Below are 16,906 nucleotides of genomic sequence, written 5' to 3' on the forward strand. Positions count from 1 at the left end.
TTTTGACATGAGTGAAGTTATCACCAAGCCTCTGGGCGCTGAAGGCATGATCCGCATGGAGGGCGTCCACAAGTGGTACGGCCAGTTCCATGTACTCAAGGACATCAACCTGAACGTGCGTCAGGGCGAGCGAATCGTACTGTGCGGCCCATCGGGCTCCGGCAAGTCGACCACGATTCGTTGCCTGAACCGTCTGGAAGAGCACCAGCAGGGCCGGATCGTCGTCGATGGCACCGAGCTGACTTCGGACTTGAAGCAGATCGAAACCATCCGCCGGGAAGTCGGCATGGTGTTCCAGCATTTCAACCTGTTCCCGCACTTGACCATCCTGCAGAACTGCACGCTGGCGCCGATGTGGGTTCGCAAGATGCCGAAGAAGAAAGCCGAAGAAATCGCCATGCATTACCTGGAGCGCGTACGCATTCCAGAGCAGGCGCATAAATTTCCGGGCCAACTCTCCGGTGGTCAGCAGCAGCGTGTGGCGATTGCCCGTGCGCTGTGCATGAAGCCCAAGATCATGCTGTTCGACGAGCCCACCTCGGCACTCGACCCGGAAATGGTCAAGGAAGTGCTCGACACAATGGTCGGCCTGGCGGAAGAAGGCATGACCATGCTCTGCGTGACTCACGAGATGGGCTTTGCCCGTACCGTGGCGAACCGGGTGATCTTCATGGACAAAGGCGAAATCGTCGAACAGGCTGCGCCAAACGACTTCTTCGACAACCCGCAAAGCGACCGTACCAAACTGTTCCTCAGCCAGATCATTCACTGAGTCGTCAGTTGCAACACAGGAAAACCGGGCCTTGCGCCCGGTTTTTTCTTGTCTGGGCAGGTGTCGCGTTTGTATGCAGTCTCGCCTGAACCTTGTATTCGTGATCGTTCTCCAACAGGATACTTGCCCCCTGAAACGGGTCGACATACCTGATTGCCGAGAAACTGATGACTGCCAAGGCTCAACCCAGCCCCGATCCTGCCACCGCACCGACTCACCCGATCCTCAAGCGCCCCTGGCTGTTGCTGTTTGGCCTGGTGCTGGTCGCCCTCAATTTGCGTCCGGCGCTCTCCAGCATCGCACCGCTGCTCAACAACGTCTCCGACAGCCTTGGCATGTCTGCCGCCGAGGCGGGTTTGCTGACTACCTTGCCCGTGCTGTGCCTGGGCCTGTTCGCGCCGCTGGCACCGATTCTGGCGCGTCGCTTCGGTAGCGAGCGTGTGGTGCTGGTGATCCTGCTGGTGCTGGCGTCTGGGCTGGCGGTGCGCAGCCTGTTCGGCGAGTTCGGCCTGTTCACCGGCAGCCTGATGGCCGGTGCGAGCATCGGGATTATCGGCGTGCTGCTGCCGGGTATCGTCAAGCGCGATTTTCCGAAGCAGGCGGGTGCCATGACGGGCGTCTACACGATGGCGTTGTGTCTAGGCGCGGCTATTGCTGCCGGCTCGACCGTTCCCTTGAGCCACTATTTCGATGACAGCTGGAAGATCGGACTGGGTTTCTGGTTGATTCCGGCAATTATCGCGGCGCTGTTCTGGCTGCCCCAGGCGTGGGAAACGCATGGCACCCACCGTGATGTGTATCGCGTTCAAGGGCTGCTGCGTGACCGGCTCGCCTGGCAGGTCACGCTGTATATGGGCTTGCAATCGTCGCTCTCCTACATTGTATTTGGCTGGTTGCCGTCGATTCTGATCGGTCGTGGCCTGACCCCGACCCAGGCGGGTCTGCTGCTATCGGGGTCGATCATCGTGCAAGTCATCAGCGCCCTGAGCGCGCCGTGGCTGGCTACCCGTGGCAAGGATCAGCGCCTGGCGATCATGCTGGTCATGTCGCTGACCCTGACCGGGTTGTTCGGCTGTCTGTATGCGCCGCTGGACGGGCTTTGGGGTTGGGCGATTCTGCTGGGGCTGGGGCAGGGCGGTACGTTCAGTCTGGCGCTGGCGCTGATCGTGCTGCGTTCCCGGGACTCTCACGTGGCGGCCAACCTGTCGAGCATGGCTCAGGGGTTTGGCTACACCATTGCGTCGATGGGACCCTTTGCCGTCGGGGTCGTGCATGACGTGACGGGCAACTGGAATGCACTCGGCTGGATTTTTGCCGTGTTGGGTGTCGGCGCCATGATCGCGGGCATGGGCGCGGGGCGCTCGCTGTATGTTCAGGTGAGCAGTGAGAAGGTCCAATAACCTTATTTGTTTGCTAAATGTTGGTAGCTCCCGAGGCGTTTGCCGCTTATCGTGCACGCATCTTTTGCCAAGGGATCTGCACGCATGAGTTACGAAGAAGAAAGCCAGGCCAACAGCGCGCTCATTACCCGTTTCTACGAGGCGTTCGCTCAACTGGATGCCGAGGCGATGAGCGCCTGTTACACCGAGGATGTGCTGTTCAGCGATCCGGTGTTTGGTGAGTTGCGAGGCCGTCAGGCAGGCGACATGTGGCGCATGCTGACCTCGCGAGCCCAGAATTTTTCGGTGGTGTTCGATCAGGTACGCGCAGACGACCGCGCCGGAACAGCCCATTGGGTGGCGACCTACCTGTTCAGCCAGACCGGGCGCACCGTGGTCAACGACATTCAGGCGCGGTTCGTGTTTCGCGACGGCTTGATCTGCGAGCACCATGACCACTTCGATCTGTGGCGTTGGTCGCGTCAGGCGCTGGGTGCCAAGGGCCTTTTGCTGGGCTGGACGCCGCTGGTTCAGAATGCGATTCGCGGTCAGGCCCGGAAGGGGCTGAAAACGTTCACCGAGAGCCGCCGTGCCTGATTCACGTCCGGTTGCCTGTGAAACTATCAACGAACCTGTGCTCGGCAAGCCCTGGTTCGTCTATCTGGTGCGCGCTGCCAATGGTTCTCTGTATTGCGGCATCAGCGATGACCCGGTTCGACGTTTTGCCGCTCACCAGAGCGGCAAAGGTGCGCGGTTTTTCTGTTCAAGCCCCGCAGTGGCGCTGGTGTATGTCGAGCAACACCTCAGCAAGGGGGAAGCGCTGCGTCACGAGCGGCTGATCAAGAAGCTGCGCAAGTCCGCCAAGGAGTCGCTGGCGGCCAGCTATGAAGGCGTGGCGGTGCGTGTGTCCATCCATGAGCGTGATGTCGGGTCATCCGGCTGAGTCCGTAGGCGGGGCGGTAAGCGCGGGTTAAGCTGTTGGCTTTCCCAATGCCCGAGGCCGAACATGTCCGAGTTGATTCTTCACCACTACTCCACCTCGCTGTTTGCCGAAAAAGCGCGCTTGATGTTGGGGTTCAAAGGCCTTTCCTGGCGATCGGTGACCATCCCTTCGATCATGCCGAAACCTGACCTGACGGCGCTCACCGGCGGCTACCGCAAGACACCGGTGTTGCAGGTGGGCGCGGATATCTATTGCGACACGGCACTGATGGCGCGGCGTCTGGAGCAGGAAAAGGCGTCCCCGACGTTTTACCCCGAAGGGCATGAGTTCACGGTGGCCAGTCTGGCTGCGTGGGGCGATTCAGTGCTGTTCATGCACGCGGTGAGTCTGGTGTTCCAGCCGGAGTCGCTGGCGGTGCGCTTCGCCAAGGTTGCGCCTGAAGCGGCCAAGGCGTTCGTGGCAGATCGTTCATCGCTGTTCACCGGCGGCAGCGCCACGCGCTTGAGTGCCGAACAGGCCAAGCATCAATGGCCGGTGTTCATGGCGCGCCTTGAGTCGCAGTTGTCGCGTAACGGCGATTTCCTATTCGGTGAGCCGTCCATTGCCGATTTCAGCGTCGCGCACACCTTGTGGTTCCTCAAGCAGACGCCCGTGACCGCTCCGTTCGTCGACGATTATCCGGACGTCAGCGCCTGGCTTGGTCGTGTGCTGGGCTTCGGTCATGGCGCGCACAGCGACCTGAGTTCGGCCGAGGCGGTCGAGATCGCCCGAAACGCTACACCTGCGCCACTGCCCGACGAGTCCTTTCTTGATCCCAATGGGTTCAAGGCCGGTGACCGGGTTGCAGTATCAGCCGTCGATTACGGCGTTGATGCCGTGGAGGGGGAGTTGGTGTTTGCCGGGTCTGAAGAGTTGATCCTGCGCCGCGAAGACGACCGTGCGGGTGTCGTGCATGTGCATTTCCCTAGGCTGGGATTCAAGATCGATAAACGGTGATGTGGAACCCGGCGATTGATCGTTTCTACGCATATGACTATCCAGTGGGAGGCCGCTCCACGTCTTTGACGTGGCGCTGCCGCGCAGCAAACACCGGGCCGTGGGAGCTGACTTGTCCGCGAGCGCTACATTTCAGTCGCTGAACCTTCATCGGCTATGCAACCTTTTCGCGGACAAACGGAACGCCGCCCGGTCTGCTCCCACACAATCGTGCGTCTTCAGTCAGTGACAGGCTGTTTGATAAGAGAAGGCTCGCTCCTACGTTGGCCTTTATTCTCTGCGCGTGGGGCGACGCAATCCCGCTACTTCAGCGCCGCCAATATGTCATCAGGCGCAAAACCGCGGATAAGCGTGCCGTTGACGTCAATCAACGGGATGCCGCGTCCGCCAAGCGCTTCGTAAGCCTTGCGGCCTTCTTCGGATTTTTCGATGTCGTATTCCCGATAGGGAATGCCTTTGCTGTCGAGGAAGCGGCGGGTCTGTTTGCAGTAGCCGCACCAATCGGTCGCGTACATCACCACCTTCGCCTGGCTGTAGCTCTGCGCAACGCTTTCGGGCGGCGGATTGACGAAGTGTTCGATCCTGCCCCAATTCTGATAGATCACCACCACCAGCATGATCAGGGCGACTTTTTTGAGCGTGCGCATCAGCATCTCGGTTACCGCCGCTTCAACTGATCGGTCAGTTGGGTCGGCAGACCCTTGATGATCAATGTGCCTGCGGTTTCGTCATACTCGATCTTGTCACCCAGCAGGTGTGCTTCAAAGCTGATCGACAAGCCTTCAGCGCGCCCGGTGAAGCGGCGGAACTGATTGAGCGTGCGCTTATCGGCTGGAATCTCTGGCGACAGGCCGTAGTCCTTGTTGCGGATGTGATCGTAGAACGCGCGTGGCCGTTCTTCATCGATCAGTTCGGACAGCTCCTCCAGCCCCATCGGCTCGCCCATCTTGCTCTGGCTGCTGGCGTAATCGACCAGTGTCTTGGTCTTCTCGCGCGCTGAATCTTCGGGCAGGTCTTCGCTTTCCACGAAGTCGCTGAACGCCTTGAGCAGCGTGCGGGTTTCGCCTGGCCCATCGACGCCTTCCTGACAGCCGATGAAATCGCGGAAGTATTCCGACACCTTCTTGCCGTTCTTACCCTTGATGAACGAGATGTACTGCTTGGACTGTTTGTTGTTCTGCCATTCGGACATATTGATCCGTGCAGCAAGGTGCAGTTGGCCCAGGTCCAGGTGGCGGGAAGGGGTCACGTCCAATTCTTCGTTCACCGCCACACCTTCGCTGTGGTGCAGCAGGGCGATGACCATGTAATCGGTCATCCCTTGCTGGTAGTGAGCGAACAACACATGTCCGCCGACCGACAGGTTGGACTCCTCCATCAACTTCTGCAGGTGCTCCACCGCAACGCGGGAGAACGCAGTGAAGTCCTTGCCGCCGTCCAGGTACTCTTTCAGCCAGCCGCTGAAAGGATGGGCGCCGGACTCGGCGTGGAACAGCCCCCATGCCTTGCCTTGTTTGGCGTTGTAGCTTTCGTTGAGGTCAGCCAGCATGTTCTCGATGGCCTGGGACTCAGCAAGTTCGGAGTCACGTGCATGGAGAACAGCGGGCGTACCGTCGGGTTTCTTGTCGATCAGGTGGACGATGCAATGGCGGATCGGCATGGGCTTCTCGGCTGGAAAAAGAGGAAGAGCGTGCAGCTCGTTGCAAGGCCGCCAGTGTAACGCAGGCTCGCATTGAATGGCCTGGAGGGGGCTGGTTTTCGCCGCCGACGCCTGAATGCAGGTCAAATAGTGGACAATTACTGTTAAAACCTGACCAAAAGGATAGGTAGAGGCGGATATTTACCCGGCTCTGTGCTAGTTTTGCGCGGTCTTGCGCACCTTAGCGCGTCAAGCATGCAGTTTGTGTACGCGTAGGCCGAACCAATACCCGGTTTCAGAATCTACATTTCGCGATTAATCGTGGCTGCTAGCGTGTGGCCAGGTTCATTGCCTGGCTGCTGGCCGACGTTGCGCTCTGCAATCCAAATGAATTTGATAGGGAAGGAACACCACCATGGCTCTTACTAAAGACCAATTGATCGCCGATATCGCTGAAGCTATCGACGCGCCAAAAACCACCGCGCGTAATGCTCTTGAGCAATTGGGCCAAATTGTTGCCGACCAATTGGAAAACGGTGCCGAAATCACTCTGCCGGGCATCGGCAAACTGAAAGTGACCGAGCGTCCAGCTCGCACTGGCCGTAACCCTTCGACTGGCGCAGCCATCGAAATCGCTGCCAAGAAAGTCATCAAGTTCGTACCGGCCAAAGTGCTGAACGACTCGATCAACAAGTAAGCACACGCTTGCTGTTGAAAAAGCCGCGCACCGGATACCGGGCGCGGCTTTTTTGTGGGCGCTGTGAATGCATGATCGATCGTTCCCACGCTCCAGCGTGGTAATGCCTCTCAGGACACTCTGCGTCCGCTCGTTGCTATCACATTCACTTCAAGTCGCAGGCAATTCCGTCATTGCGAGACAGTCGTCTGCCGCCATGCACTCTGCTGCGCCTTGTCCAGAAACGTCCAGGCCACGAAGCGGCTCTGCTTTTGCCCTTGGCCCATCTCCACGACCTTGACGTCCAGCGCGCCGGCTTTCTTGAGAGCGCTTTGGATCGGTGGCAGGTTGGAGGCTTTGGACACCAGCGTGCTGAACCACAGCACCTGAGTCGGTATGAGTGCGCTTTCCTGGATGAGTTGGGTCACGAAACCGATCTCGCCGCCTTCGCACCACAGCTCCTGGGATTGCCCGCCAAAATTGAGCACCGGCAGTTTGCGTTTCGGATCAGCTTTACCCAAGGCGCGCCATTTACGCTGGCTGCCACGCTGCGCTTCTTCCAGTGAGGCGTGGAAGGGCGGGTTGCAGAGGCTCACATCGAAGCGTTCGTTGCTGTCGAGCAGTTCCACCAGGATGTGCTTGCGATTGGCCTGCAGGCGCACGCTGATGGCCTTGTGCAGGGCATTGGCCTTGACGATGGTGGTCGCTGCGGCAATCGCCGTGCTGTCGATGTCCGAGCCTACGAAATGCCAGCCGTAATCACTGTGCCCCACGAGCGGGTAAATGCAGTTGGCGCCGGTGCCGATGTCCAGCGCCTTCACCGAAGCGCCGCGCGGGATCACGCCGCCGTTGCCCTCGGCCAGCAGGTCGGCCAGGAAGTGCAGATAATCGGCACGGCCCGGAATCGGCGGGCACAGGTAATCGGCTGGAATGTCCCAATGCGCGATGCCATAGAACGCTTTGAGTAACGCACGGTTGAATACCCGCACGGCCTGTGGGTTGGCAAAGTCGATGCTCTCCTTTCCATAAGGATTGAGGATCACGAACGTCGCAAGCTCAGGGCTGGCTTTGATCAGCTTGGGAAAGTCGTAATGGCCCTGGTGCCTGTTGCGCGGGTGCAGCGTGGCCTTCTCGCGAGGCGGCGCAGGCTTGACGTTGCGCTGAGGTTTTTTGCGGGGAGGTTTTGGTTTATCGATCATGGGAATGATTTCAGCCGTTGTGTCGCGTTAGCGGGCCTATTCGCGAGCAAGCTCATGTCCACGGTCCTGTGCCAGCTGCGAGACAGCACATGCCCACAGGTGCTCGACACTGGCTCAGCGGCAGCGTGTTCGCGAATAGGTCAGCGTTTATGTATGCCAAATAAAAAGCCAGCCCGCGAACGGGCTGGCTTGTGGTCGCCTTACAGACTGGCGATACGTGCGTGCTGCTCGGCCAGCTTACCCAGAGCCTGCTCGGCTTCGGTCAGTTTGGCGCGTTCCTTGGCGATGACTTCAGGCGGTGCCTTGTCGACGAAGGCTGCGTTGGACAGCTTGCCGCCCACGCGTTGCACTTCGCCTTGCAAGCGCTGGATTTCCTTGTCCAGACGCGCAAGCTCGGCGCCCTTGTCGATCAGTCCGGCCATCGGCACCAGCACTTCCATATCGCCGACCAGCGCGGTCGCCGACAATGGCGCTTCGGCACCGTCGGTCAGCACGGTCATGGATTCCAGCTTGGCCAGCTTCTTGAGCAGGTAATCGTTTTCGCTCAGGCGACGCTGGTCTTCGGCGGTCACATTCTTGAGGAACAGTTGCAGGGGCTTGCCCGGACCGATGTTCATTTCCCCACGAATGTTACGCACGGCCAGCATCAGGCCCTTGAGCCATTCGATGTCGTCTTCGGCGGCTTGATCGATGCGTGCTTCGTTGGCCACCGGCCAGGCTTGCAGCATGATGGTCTTGCCTTCGACACCGGCCAGCGGCGCAAGGCGCTGCCAGATTTCTTCGGTGATGAACGGCATGAACGGGTGCGCCAGACGCAGCGCAACTTCCAGAACGCGAACCAGTGTGCGACGTGTACCGCGCTGACGCTCGACCGGTGCGGTTTCGTCCCACAGTACAGGCTTGGACAGCTCCAGATACCAGTCGCAATACTGGTTCCAGATGAACTCGTATAGCGCCTGGGCCGCGAGGTCGAAGCGGAACTGGTCCAGTTGACGGGTCACTTCGGCTTCGGTTCGTTGCAACTGCGAGATGATCCAGCGATCTGCCAGCGACAGCTCGACAGCCTCGCCGTTCTGGCCGCAGTCTTCGCCCTTGTCGAGCACATAGCGCGCGGCGTTCCAGATCTTGTTGCAGAAGTTGCGATAGCCTTCGACGCGGCCCATGTCGAACTTGATGTCGCGACCGGTGGACGCCAGCGAGCAGAAGGTAAAGCGCAGGGCGTCGGTGCCGTAGCTGGCGATGCCTTCGGCGAATTCCTGACGGGTCTGCTTCTCGATCTTCTTGGCCAGTTGCGGCTGCATCAAACCACTGGTGCGTTTCTCCACCAGGGTTTCCAGATCGATGCCGTCGACGATGTCCAGCGGGTCCAGCACATTGCCCTTGGACTTGGACATTTTCTGACCCTGGCCATCACGCACCAGACCGTGTACGTACACCGTCTTGAACGGCACTTGTGGTGTGCCGTCTTCGTTTTTCACCAAGTGCATGGTGAGCATGATCATCCGGGCAACCCAGAAGAAAATGATATCGAAACCGGTCACCAGCACATCGGTGGAGTGGAAGGTTTTCAGCGCTTCGGTCTTTTCCGGCCAGCCAAGGGTGGAGAACGTCCACAGCCCCGAACTGAACCAGGTGTCGAGCACGTCGTTGTCCTGTTGCAGTGCAACGTCCGGCCCCAGGTTGTGCTTGGCACGGACTTCGGCTTCATCGCGGCCTACATAGACCTTGCCGGACTCGTCGTACCAGGCCGGAATGCGGTGGCCCCACCAGAGCTGACGGCTGATGCACCAATCCTGGATGTCGCGCATCCACGAGAAATACATGTTTTCGTACTGCTTGGGTACAAAGGCGATGCGGCCGTCTTCGACCGCAGCGATGGCAGGCTCGGCCAGCGGCTTGGTGGACACGTACCACTGGTCTGTCAGCCACGGCTCGATGATGGTGCCGGAACGGTCGCCTTTCGGGACCTTCAGCGCGTGGTCATCAACGCTGACCAACAGGCCGGCGGCGTCAAAGGCGGCGACGATGCGCTTGCGGGCTTCGAAGCGGTCCAGGCCTGCGTACTCGGCAGGCAGGGTACCGTCAACGGTTTCATTCAGCGTGCCGTCGAGGTTGAATACCTGAGCGGCAGGCAGAACAGTGGCGTTCTTGTCAAAGATGTTCAGCAGCGGCAGGTTGTGGCGCTTGCCGACTTCGTAGTCGTTGAAGTCATGGGCCGGGGTGATTTTCACGCAGCCGGTGCCGAATTCAGGATCGCAGTAGTCATCGGCAATGATCGGAATGCGACGGCCGACCAGAGGCAGTTCCACGAACTTGCCGATCAACGCCTTGTACCGCTCGTCCTCAGGGTTTACCGCGACGGCGGCGTCACCGAGCATTGTTTCCGGACGCGTGGTGGCGACGATCAGGTAATCCAGACCTTCAGCGGTTTTCGCACCGTCTGCCAGTGGATAACGCAGATTCCACAGGTGACCCTTCTCGTCGTGGTTCTCCACTTCGAGGTCCGAGATGGCCGTGTGCAGTTTGGTGTCCCAATTGACCAGGCGCTTGCCGCGATAGATCAGGCCGTCTTCATGCAGGCGCACGAAGGCTTCTTTAACAGCCTCGGACAGGCCATCGTCCATCGTGAAGCGCTCGCGGCTCCAGTCGACGGACGAACCCAGACGACGGATCTGACGGCTGATGTTGCCACCGGACTCGGCTTTCCATTCCCAGATATTGTCCAGAAACTTCTCGCGGCCGATGTCATGACGGCTCACGCCTTGCGCTTCAAGACGGCGCTCTACCAGCATTTGCGTGGCAATACCGGCGTGGTCGGTGCCTGGCTGCCACAGGGTATTGCGGCCCTGCATGCGACGGAAACGGATCAGGGCGTCCATGATTGCGTTATTGAAACCGTGGCCCATGTGCAGACTGCCGGTGACGTTCGGCGGCGGGATCATGATGGTGTACGCGTCACCAGCCCCCTGCGGAGCGAAATAGTTCTCTGACTCCCAGGTCTGGTACCAGGAAGTTTCGATGGCGTGCGGCTGGTAAGTCTTGTCCATGCGCGGCGGGAACCTGTGGCATTGATTCGGAAACCGGCAAGTATAGCCCTGTGAGCAAGTGACAAGCCACAGGCGCTGGGCGACTGGTTGACTGCTTTCCTGGTAGATCTGCCCGTTAACGGCGGTTGGGCGAGGGGCGATACTTGCGTTTCAAACGTCAATGGCAAGGAGGGCGTGGCGTTAAGAATCCGCCGCACACCTCACTTATTCTGCTGCGCCAACAACCGCTCCAGTCTAGCTTCCAGGCGTCGTTTGATCTCGTTCTCGATGTGCGGCGCGAAGTCGTCGATCACATCCTGCAGGATCAGTTGGGCTGCGGCACGAAGCTCACTGTCCAGGTGCAACAGGGCATCGGGTTCAGGTGTAGCTCCGACGGGTGCGGGTGCCTGAAGTACGGGCGTCGCCGGCGGCTCTGGCAGAACAGGCGTATCTGTCGTCAGGGTCGGAATCTCGCTGTCATCGAAATCGTCGTCATGGGCAGTCGTGTGCTTGTTGCCGACCACGTCGAACAACAAAGGAATCTGTCCTTCACGATGAACCGTGTCGGTCAGCAGTGGTGGTTGAATCGAGTCGTCGCCGAGCAGTTGGCGGATCGATTCGAGATCGTCCAGCAAATGCGCGGATTCAGCTTTTTTTGAAGTGTCCATCGTGTCCTCAAAGACGCTGCAATCGGTGATCTTGCGGAGGATAGCCTTGTTCGCGGTAAGAACGGAAACTCTCGCGTGCGGCAAGACGTATGGCCGGGTCTTCCACCACCACTTCCGCCACTCGGGCGAAGCGTTTGAAGAAGGCCGGAATACGCAGGTCCAGATTGACCAGCAAGTCTTGGTGCGTGCCCGCATCATCGCCAATGCCCAGCACAACGGGGGCGTCGTGATCGCTCTCGGCATCGCCGTGGGGCAAAAAGACTTCGCCCCGGAAACGCCAGAGTCGGGCATCGAGGTCGTCGCGTTGCGCCGCATCGCTGCAGTGCAGGTAGACCTTGTGCCCCAGACGCCAGGCTTTTTCGGTGAGCTTGCAGGCAAAATCCAGACGAGCTGCCGGATCCTGAGTGGGGAGAATGTAGAAGTCGACTTGAGTCATGTTCGTTCCGGAAAGTGTGGTGTATCGATCTGCGATCGGTACACCACGTCACGTTCCTTACGCCCCGACGCGGTCGAGCAGGTATTGGGTCAGCAGCGGAACCGGACGACCGGTGGCGCCTTTTTCCTTGCCGCCGCTCAGCCATGCAGTACCGGCGATATCCAGGTGCGCCCAGTCATAGGCCTTGGTGAAGCGCGACAGGAAGCAGGCTGCGGTGATGGTGCCGCCTTTCGGGCCGCCGATGTTGGCGATGTCGGCGAACGGGCTGTCCAGCTGCTCCTGATACTCGTCGAACAACGGCAACTGCCAGGCGCGGTCGTCAGCCTGCTTGCCAGCGTCGAGCAACTGATGGATCAGCGCGTCGTTGTTGCCCAGCAGGCCGGAGGTGTGACCACCCAGTGCAACCACGCAGGCACCCGTCAGGGTCGCGATGTCTATCACGGCCTGAGGCTTGAAACGCTCGGCGTAGGTCAGGGCATCACACAGCACCAGACGGCCTTCGGCGTCAGTGTTGAGGATCTCGACGGTCTGGCCGCTCATGGTGGTCACGATGTCGCCCGGACGGGTTGCGTTGCCGCTCGGCATGTTTTCGGCGCAGGCCAGGATGCAGACCAGGTTGATCGGCAGTTTCAGCTCCAGTACGGCGCGCAGGGTGCCGAAAACACTGGCTGCACCGCACATGTCGAATTTCATTTCGTCCATGCCGGCGGCTGGTTTGATGCTGATGCCGCCGGTGTCGAAGGTGATGCCTTTACCGACCAGCACGAATGGTTTGTCGCCTTTCTTGCCGCCCTGGTAGTTCATCACGATCAGGCGCGGCGGCTGGGTGCTGCCTTGTCCCACGGCGAGGAAAGAGCCCATGCCCAGTTCGGCGAGCTTCTTCTCGTCGTGCACTTCCACTTTCAGATTCTTGTGCGCCTTGCCCAGCGCCTTGGCTTCTTCGCCCAGGTAGGTCGGGTGGCAGATGTTCGGCGGCAGGTTGCCCAGATCACGGGTCAGCGCCATGCCGGTAGCGATGGCCTGGGCGTGAGTGGCGGCGCGCTCGACATCGGCGACGCTGACCTTGGCGGTCAACAGGGTGATTTTTTTCAGAGCGCGGACTTCGGCCTTCTGGGTCTTGAAGCGATCGAATACATATTCGCCATCAGCCAGGGCTTCAACCAGCAGGCGAGCCTTGCCATAGGTGTCGCGGTTCTTGACCGACAGATCGTCCAGCGCAAGGGCCGCATCGCTGCCACCCAGGCCCTTGAGCGTCGAAAGGACGCCGCCCACGATTTTTTTCAGCTGACGATCCGACAATTCGGCTTCTTTACCGACGCCAACCAGCAGCACGCGTTCGGCTTTCAGGTTTGGCAGGTTGTGCAGCAGCAGGCTCTGACCGACCTTGCCCGCCAGGTCGCCGCGCTTGAGAACGGCCGCGATGGCGCCGCCACTAAGGGTGTCGATGCTCTGTGCAGCGTTACCCAGCACACGGCTCTCACCGACGGTGACAACCAGGGTCGCGGTTTTCAAGGTTTCTGGGCTTACGCTTTTAACAACCAATTCCATGTGGGGTCCCCGACTGAACGATGAGATTCGCAATACGAATGATGAACGCGGCATGACGATGGTCTTTCAAGGACAATGCCTGCGATAAGCCTCGCAGTTTGACCCTGCGGCATCACTGCTGACAACCCCGCAACGCCGCTTGTCTACGCGTCTGGATGAACTATCCCGAGTGCGCAGTGACAGAAACGCACAATCACAGGATAATGCCGCATATTTTTGGGTGGCCCGTGTTTCTGCGGGCGTGAATATCCGGTTGCCGTGGCTCACAAATTTTCCTTGTTTGGCTGCCTGAGCCTGACAACTCTGGAGTGTCTGGTTTGATTGTCTTTCGTTATCTGTCCCGAGAAGTGCTGGTTACCTTGAGCGCGGTCAGCGCCGTGCTGCTGGTCATCATCATGAGCGGACGCTTCATCAAATACCTGGCTCAGGCCGCCTCTGGCGCGCTGGATCCCGGTGTGCTGTTCATGATCATGGGCTTTCGTCTGCCAGGGTTCCTGCAACTGATTCTGCCGCTTGGGCTGTTTCTGGGCATCCTGCTGGCTTACGGTCGCCTGTATCTGGAAAGCGAGATGACCGTTCTTGCCGCAACCGGCATGAGTCAGCAGCGCCTGCTGGCCATCACGATGGCCCCGGCTGCGCTGGTGGCCCTGCTGGTTGCGTGGTTGAGCTTCAGTCTGGCTCCGCAGGGCGCGACGCAGTTTTCGCTGCTCATCAACAAACAGGACGCCATGACCGAGTTCGACACGCTGGTGCCGGGTCGCTTCCAGGCGTTGCGTGACGGCACGCGTATCACCTACACGCAGGCGATGTCCGAGGACCGCTCTGTGCTGAGCGGGGTGTTCATCTCTGAGAAGCGCTTGTCCACGGACAAGAGCAAGGAGCGCGGCATCACCGTGCTGGTGGCCCAGCAGGGGCACCAGGAAGTGCGGCCTGACGGCAGTCGGTTCCTGATTCTGGAAAACGGCTACCGCTACGACGGTAACCCGGGCCAGGCCGATTATCGCGCGATCAAATACGACACCTACGCAGCGATGTTGCCCAAGCCGGAAATCAGCAACGAGGTCAGTGACCGTGAGGCGATTCCAAGTACCGAGCTGTTCGGCAACACCACGCCGCGTTACGTCGCAGAACTGCAATGGCGTATCTCGCTGCCGATCCTGGTCTTTATCGTGACCTTGATGGCGGTGCCGCTGTCCCGGGCCAACCCGCGTCAAGGGCGCTACCTGAAACTGCTGCCTGCCATCCTGCTGTACATGGCCTACCTGACCATCCTCATCGCGGTTCGCGGTGCACTGGAAAAGGGCAAGCTGCCGCTGGCGCTGGGCATGTGGTGGGTTCACGGGCTGTTTCTGCTGATAGGTCTGGGGCTGTTTTACTGGGAGCCATTACGGCTGAAGATGGCGAGTCGCCGTAGTGTTGCGGAGGTGGCTCGTGGTTAAGCTCGATCGGTATATCGGTAAAAGCGTTTTCACGGCGATCCTTGCGGTATTGGGGATTATCCTGGGTCTGGCTTCGCTGTTCGCGTTCATCGACGAGATGGGCGATATCTCGGACAGTTACACGTTGTGGGATGCCAGCAGCTTCGTGATGCTGACCGCGCCGCGACGTGTCTACGACATGCTGCCGATGGCTGCGCTCATTGGTTGCCTGATCGGCCTGGGCAGCCTGGCGAGCAGCAGCGAGCTGACCATCATGCGCGCGGCGGGTGTTTCCATCGGCCGCATCGTGTGGGCAGTGATGAAACCCATGCTGTTGCTGATGGTGGCTGGCGTGCTGGTGGGTGAGTATGTCGCGCCTTATGCCGAGAATCAGGCACAGGCCAATCGTTCGCTGGCACAGGGCACGGGTGACTCACAAAGCGCCAAGCATGGTCTATGGCATCGTCAGGGTGATGAATTCATCCATATCAACACGGTTCAGCCCAATGGGCTGATGTACGGCGTGACCCGTTACCGGTTTGACGATCAGCGCCACATGCTGACATCGAGTTTCGCCCGTCAGGCGAATTTCAAGACTGATTACTGGGAATTGAAAGACGTAGCCACCACGTATTTCCGTGAGGGCAGGACCGAGGTGATCAATACGCCTTTGGAGCGCTGGGACGTTGCCCTGAGCCCTCAACTGCTGAACACGGTGGTCATGCCGCCCGAATCGCTGTCGATCAGCGGCCTGTGGAGCTATTCCCGCTACCTGGCGGACCAGGGCCTGAGCAACGGCCGTTACTGGCTAGCGTTCTGGACCAAGGTGCTGCAGCCGTTAGTGACCGTAGCGTTGGTGCTGATGGCGATCTCGTTCATCTTCGGCCCGCTGCGCTCGGTGACGCTGGGTCAGCGGGTGTTCACGGGTGTTCTGGTAGGCTTCACGTTCCGCATTGTGCAAGACTTGCTGGGCCCTTCGAGCCTGGTGTTCGGGTTCCCGCCGCTGCTGGCAGTGCTGCTGCCTGCGACGGTATGTGCGATTGCGGGGCTGTGGTTGCTGCGCCGCGCGGGTTGACCGTCAACCGATAGGAAAAAGCCGACATGATGTCGGCTTTTTCATGGGTGACTGTTTTTACGTTCGCTTGGGTAATCGCAACAGCCGGGTGCTGGAGAATCGATCGTGCCAGGTGCGCTGCTGCGGGTCGAGCAGGCTCCAGATGAAGCCGAGCCCTGCACACAGGCAGGATACGAGTGCGCAGAAGAAGCGCAGCAGTGCCTGCATGAGCGTTATCGCCGTCCCGTCTGCGTTCTGTACGCGTATTCCCCACACCTGCATACCGAGTGTCTGGCCTGCGTGGGTCCAGAATTTGGCGAAAAAACCGAACGTCACCAGCAGCAGAATGGAAGAGAGCACAGGGTCGCCATCCAGTGCGCCTGATTCGGACAGTTCACGCAGCCGTGTCTCGCCAATAAAGGCCATTTGCACCAGTTTGTAGATAAAGGCAGTGACCAGCTGGATGGCCAGACAGAGCAAGGCGTCGTAGCTGATGGCGGCCAGGCGGCGTGGCAGGCTTGCAGGTTGAAAGTCGCCTTGAGGGTGAAGCACGTGTCGGGGCATCGGGCGGCTCTGATCACGATGAGTGTTGCGGTTCACCTGCAAAAAAGCCTCTGGCATCGCTGCCAGAGGCTTTCGGGTTTTGCTTAGGCTTCGGCTTGAACTTCGTCAGCCTGCATGCCTTTCTGACCTTGCACTGCGACGAAGGTGACTTTCTGGCCTTCTTTCAGGCTTTTGAAGCCGTTACCCTGAATCGCGCGGAAGTGTACGAACAGATCCGGACCGCTTTCTGGAGTGATAAAACCAAAACCCTTTTCGTCGTTGAACCACTTGACGGTACCGCTCTGACGTGTGGACATTTGCTTATTTCCTTGACGCTTGAATTGATGACAGTCCCTTTCACATGAAAGAGTACTGGGGCTGGTTGCAGGAAGTAAGAAACGTAGAGCGGGATGTAGCAAACCTAGAGCTACTGCCCAGGTCCCGATTCAGCGACCTATGCAAACACAGTTCAGAAACTCTACGCCAAGTCTCGTGACAAAAACAAGCCCCCGCTTAGTACCCTGTTTGCAGGGGGTTGAGGCTCACAGGGCAGTGTTTCCCTGAATCAGTGCAGTGAATGTTCTGCTGCGTTTTTTTTGCACTTCGTCG

At 59.3% G+C, this 16,906-nt stretch carries 17 protein-coding genes; 8 read left to right on the forward strand and 9 right to left on the reverse strand.

Going from position 1 to position 16,906, the window contains the following annotated elements; translation table 11 throughout:
- Nucleotides 1-7: 7 nt before the first annotated feature.
- The 5 genes from ALP40_RS13490 to ALP40_RS13510 all read left to right on the forward strand — a co-directional run bounded on the left by ALP40_RS13490 (nt 8) and on the right by ALP40_RS13510 (nt 4,090).
- Nucleotides 8-772, forward strand: a complete 765-nt coding sequence (locus tag ALP40_RS13490) for an amino acid ABC transporter ATP-binding protein (RefSeq protein ID WP_122208761.1) — start codon at nt 8-10, stop codon at nt 770-772.
- 167 nt (nt 773-939) lie between these two features.
- The gene (locus ALP40_RS13495; RefSeq protein ID WP_122208762.1) at nt 940-2,172 is read left to right on the forward strand and encodes a CynX/NimT family MFS transporter; all 1,233 of its coding nucleotides are present in this window, start codon (nt 940-942) and stop codon (nt 2,170-2,172) included.
- A gap of 84 nt (nt 2,173-2,256) precedes the next feature.
- A complete protein-coding gene (locus ALP40_RS13500; RefSeq protein WP_122208763.1) occupies nt 2,257-2,748 on the forward strand; it encodes a nuclear transport factor 2 family protein in 492 nt (163 codons plus the stop codon).
- A complete protein-coding gene (locus ALP40_RS13505) occupies nt 2,741-3,094 on the forward strand; it encodes a GIY-YIG nuclease family protein (protein ID WP_236439070.1) in 354 nt (117 codons plus the stop codon). The genes ALP40_RS13500 and ALP40_RS13505 overlap by 8 nt, the downstream gene beginning before the upstream one ends.
- Before the next feature lie 63 nt (nt 3,095-3,157).
- Nucleotides 3,158-4,090 carry a glutathione S-transferase family protein gene (locus tag ALP40_RS13510; protein WP_122208764.1) on the forward strand — a complete coding sequence of 311 codons (933 nt, stop codon included), beginning with the start codon at nt 3,158-3,160 and terminating at the stop codon, nt 4,088-4,090.
- A 302-nt stretch (nt 4,091-4,392) separates the two neighbouring features.
- On the opposite strand, the gene ALP40_RS13515 is transcribed toward ALP40_RS13510, so the two are convergent.
- Together ALP40_RS13515 and yejK are read right to left on the reverse strand one after the other, a co-directional pair.
- Nucleotides 4,393-4,743, reverse strand: a complete 351-nt coding sequence (locus ALP40_RS13515; RefSeq protein WP_122208765.1) for a glutaredoxin family protein — start codon at nt 4,741-4,743, stop codon at nt 4,393-4,395.
- A 5-nt stretch (nt 4,744-4,748) separates the two neighbouring features.
- Entirely contained in the window at nt 4,749-5,750 is a 1,002-nt protein-coding gene (gene yejK, locus ALP40_RS13520) for a nucleoid-associated protein YejK (protein ID WP_122208766.1), read from the reverse strand.
- Between the two features lie 394 nt (nt 5,751-6,144).
- On the opposite strand from yejK, the gene ALP40_RS13525 reads away from it, so the two are divergent.
- The gene (locus ALP40_RS13525) at nt 6,145-6,426 is read left to right on the forward strand and encodes an HU family DNA-binding protein (protein WP_083186322.1); all 282 of its coding nucleotides are present in this window, start codon (nt 6,145-6,147) and stop codon (nt 6,424-6,426) included.
- A 170-nt stretch (nt 6,427-6,596) separates the two neighbouring features.
- Here ALP40_RS13525 and rlmF read toward each other — a convergent pair whose 3' ends face one another.
- From rlmF to ALP40_RS13550, 5 genes are all read right to left on the reverse strand, one after another.
- Complete coding sequence (rlmF, locus tag ALP40_RS13530; protein WP_122208767.1) at nt 6,597-7,604, reverse strand: 23S rRNA (adenine(1618)-N(6))-methyltransferase RlmF; 1,008 nt, start codon at nt 7,602-7,604, stop codon at nt 6,597-6,599.
- A gap of 200 nt (nt 7,605-7,804) precedes the next feature.
- On the reverse strand, nt 7,805-10,651 hold the full coding sequence (locus ALP40_RS13535) for a valine--tRNA ligase (protein WP_122208768.1): 2,847 nt from the start codon (nt 10,649-10,651) through the stop codon (nt 7,805-7,807).
- Between the two features lie 200 nt (nt 10,652-10,851).
- Entirely contained in the window at nt 10,852-11,298 is a 447-nt protein-coding gene (locus ALP40_RS13540; protein ID WP_122208769.1) for a DNA polymerase III subunit chi, read from the reverse strand.
- A gap of 7 nt (nt 11,299-11,305) precedes the next feature.
- Nucleotides 11,306-11,734, reverse strand: coding sequence for a DNA polymerase III subunit chi (locus ALP40_RS13545; RefSeq protein WP_122208770.1), 429 nt, complete (start codon nt 11,732-11,734; stop codon nt 11,306-11,308).
- Nucleotides 11,735-11,791: 57 nt separating this feature from the next.
- A complete protein-coding gene (locus ALP40_RS13550) occupies nt 11,792-13,282 on the reverse strand; it encodes a leucyl aminopeptidase (protein WP_122208771.1) in 1,491 nt (496 codons plus the stop codon).
- A gap of 317 nt (nt 13,283-13,599) precedes the next feature.
- Here ALP40_RS13550 and lptF point away from each other — a divergent pair, with 317 nt between their 5' ends.
- Together lptF and lptG are read left to right on the forward strand one after the other, a co-directional pair.
- Nucleotides 13,600-14,721, forward strand: a complete 1,122-nt coding sequence (gene lptF / locus ALP40_RS13555) for an LPS export ABC transporter permease LptF (protein WP_122208772.1) — start codon at nt 13,600-13,602, stop codon at nt 14,719-14,721.
- The gene (gene lptG / locus ALP40_RS13560) at nt 14,714-15,775 is read left to right on the forward strand and encodes an LPS export ABC transporter permease LptG (RefSeq protein ID WP_122208773.1); all 1,062 of its coding nucleotides are present in this window, start codon (nt 14,714-14,716) and stop codon (nt 15,773-15,775) included. Before lptF ends, lptG begins: the two co-directional genes overlap by 8 nt.
- A gap of 57 nt (nt 15,776-15,832) precedes the next feature.
- Here the strand turns inward: lptG and ALP40_RS13565 are convergent, their stop codons facing one another.
- Together ALP40_RS13565 and ALP40_RS13570 are read right to left on the reverse strand one after the other, a co-directional pair.
- Nucleotides 15,833-16,318 (reverse strand): RDD family protein, encoded by a 486-nt coding sequence (locus ALP40_RS13565; RefSeq protein WP_122208945.1) that lies wholly within the window; start codon nt 16,316-16,318, stop codon nt 15,833-15,835.
- 83 nt (nt 16,319-16,401) lie between these two features.
- Nucleotides 16,402-16,614, reverse strand: coding sequence for a cold-shock protein (locus ALP40_RS13570; protein ID WP_003227496.1), 213 nt, complete (start codon nt 16,612-16,614; stop codon nt 16,402-16,404).
- Nucleotides 16,615-16,906 lie beyond the last annotated feature (292 nt).

Origin of the sequence: Pseudomonas viridiflava (assembly GCF_003702045.1) — a bacterium.
Classification (GTDB): domain Bacteria; phylum Pseudomonadota; class Gammaproteobacteria; order Pseudomonadales; family Pseudomonadaceae; genus Aquipseudomonas; species Aquipseudomonas viridiflava_C.

Bases quoted from the DNA above. Each gene is read 5' to 3' on its own strand.
- ALP40_RS13490 (WP_122208761.1), top strand. From the start codon at position 8: ATGAGTGAAGTTATCACCAAGCCTCTGGGCGCTGAAGGCATGATCCGC.
- ALP40_RS13545 (WP_122208770.1), bottom strand. From the start codon at position 11,734: ATGACTCAAGTCGACTTCTACATTCTCCCCACTCAGGATCCGGCAGCT.
- ALP40_RS13500 (WP_122208763.1), top strand. From the start codon at position 2,257: ATGAGTTACGAAGAAGAAAGCCAGGCCAACAGCGCGCTCATTACCCGT.
- ALP40_RS13510 (WP_122208764.1), top strand. From the start codon at position 3,158: ATGTCCGAGTTGATTCTTCACCACTACTCCACCTCGCTGTTTGCCGAA.
- ALP40_RS13550 (WP_122208771.1), bottom strand. From the start codon at position 13,282: ATGGAATTGGTTGTTAAAAGCGTAAGCCCAGAAACCTTGAAAACCGCG.
- rlmF (WP_122208767.1), bottom strand. From the start codon at position 7,604: ATGATCGATAAACCAAAACCTCCCCGCAAAAAACCTCAGCGCAACGTC.
- ALP40_RS13525 (WP_083186322.1), top strand. From the start codon at position 6,145: ATGGCTCTTACTAAAGACCAATTGATCGCCGATATCGCTGAAGCTATC.
- ALP40_RS13495 (WP_122208762.1), top strand. From the start codon at position 940: ATGACTGCCAAGGCTCAACCCAGCCCCGATCCTGCCACCGCACCGACT.
- ALP40_RS13570 (WP_003227496.1), bottom strand. From the start codon at position 16,614: ATGTCCACACGTCAGAGCGGTACCGTCAAGTGGTTCAACGACGAAAAG.
- ALP40_RS13515 (WP_122208765.1), bottom strand. From the start codon at position 4,743: ATGCTGATGCGCACGCTCAAAAAAGTCGCCCTGATCATGCTGGTGGTG.
- ALP40_RS13535 (WP_122208768.1), bottom strand. From the start codon at position 10,651: ATGGACAAGACTTACCAGCCGCACGCCATCGAAACTTCCTGGTACCAG.
- yejK (WP_122208766.1), bottom strand. From the start codon at position 5,750: ATGCCGATCCGCCATTGCATCGTCCACCTGATCGACAAGAAACCCGAC.
- ALP40_RS13540 (WP_122208769.1), bottom strand. From the start codon at position 11,298: ATGGACACTTCAAAAAAAGCTGAATCCGCGCATTTGCTGGACGATCTC.
- ALP40_RS13565 (WP_122208945.1), bottom strand. From the start codon at position 16,318: ATGCCCCGACACGTGCTTCACCCTCAAGGCGACTTTCAACCTGCAAGC.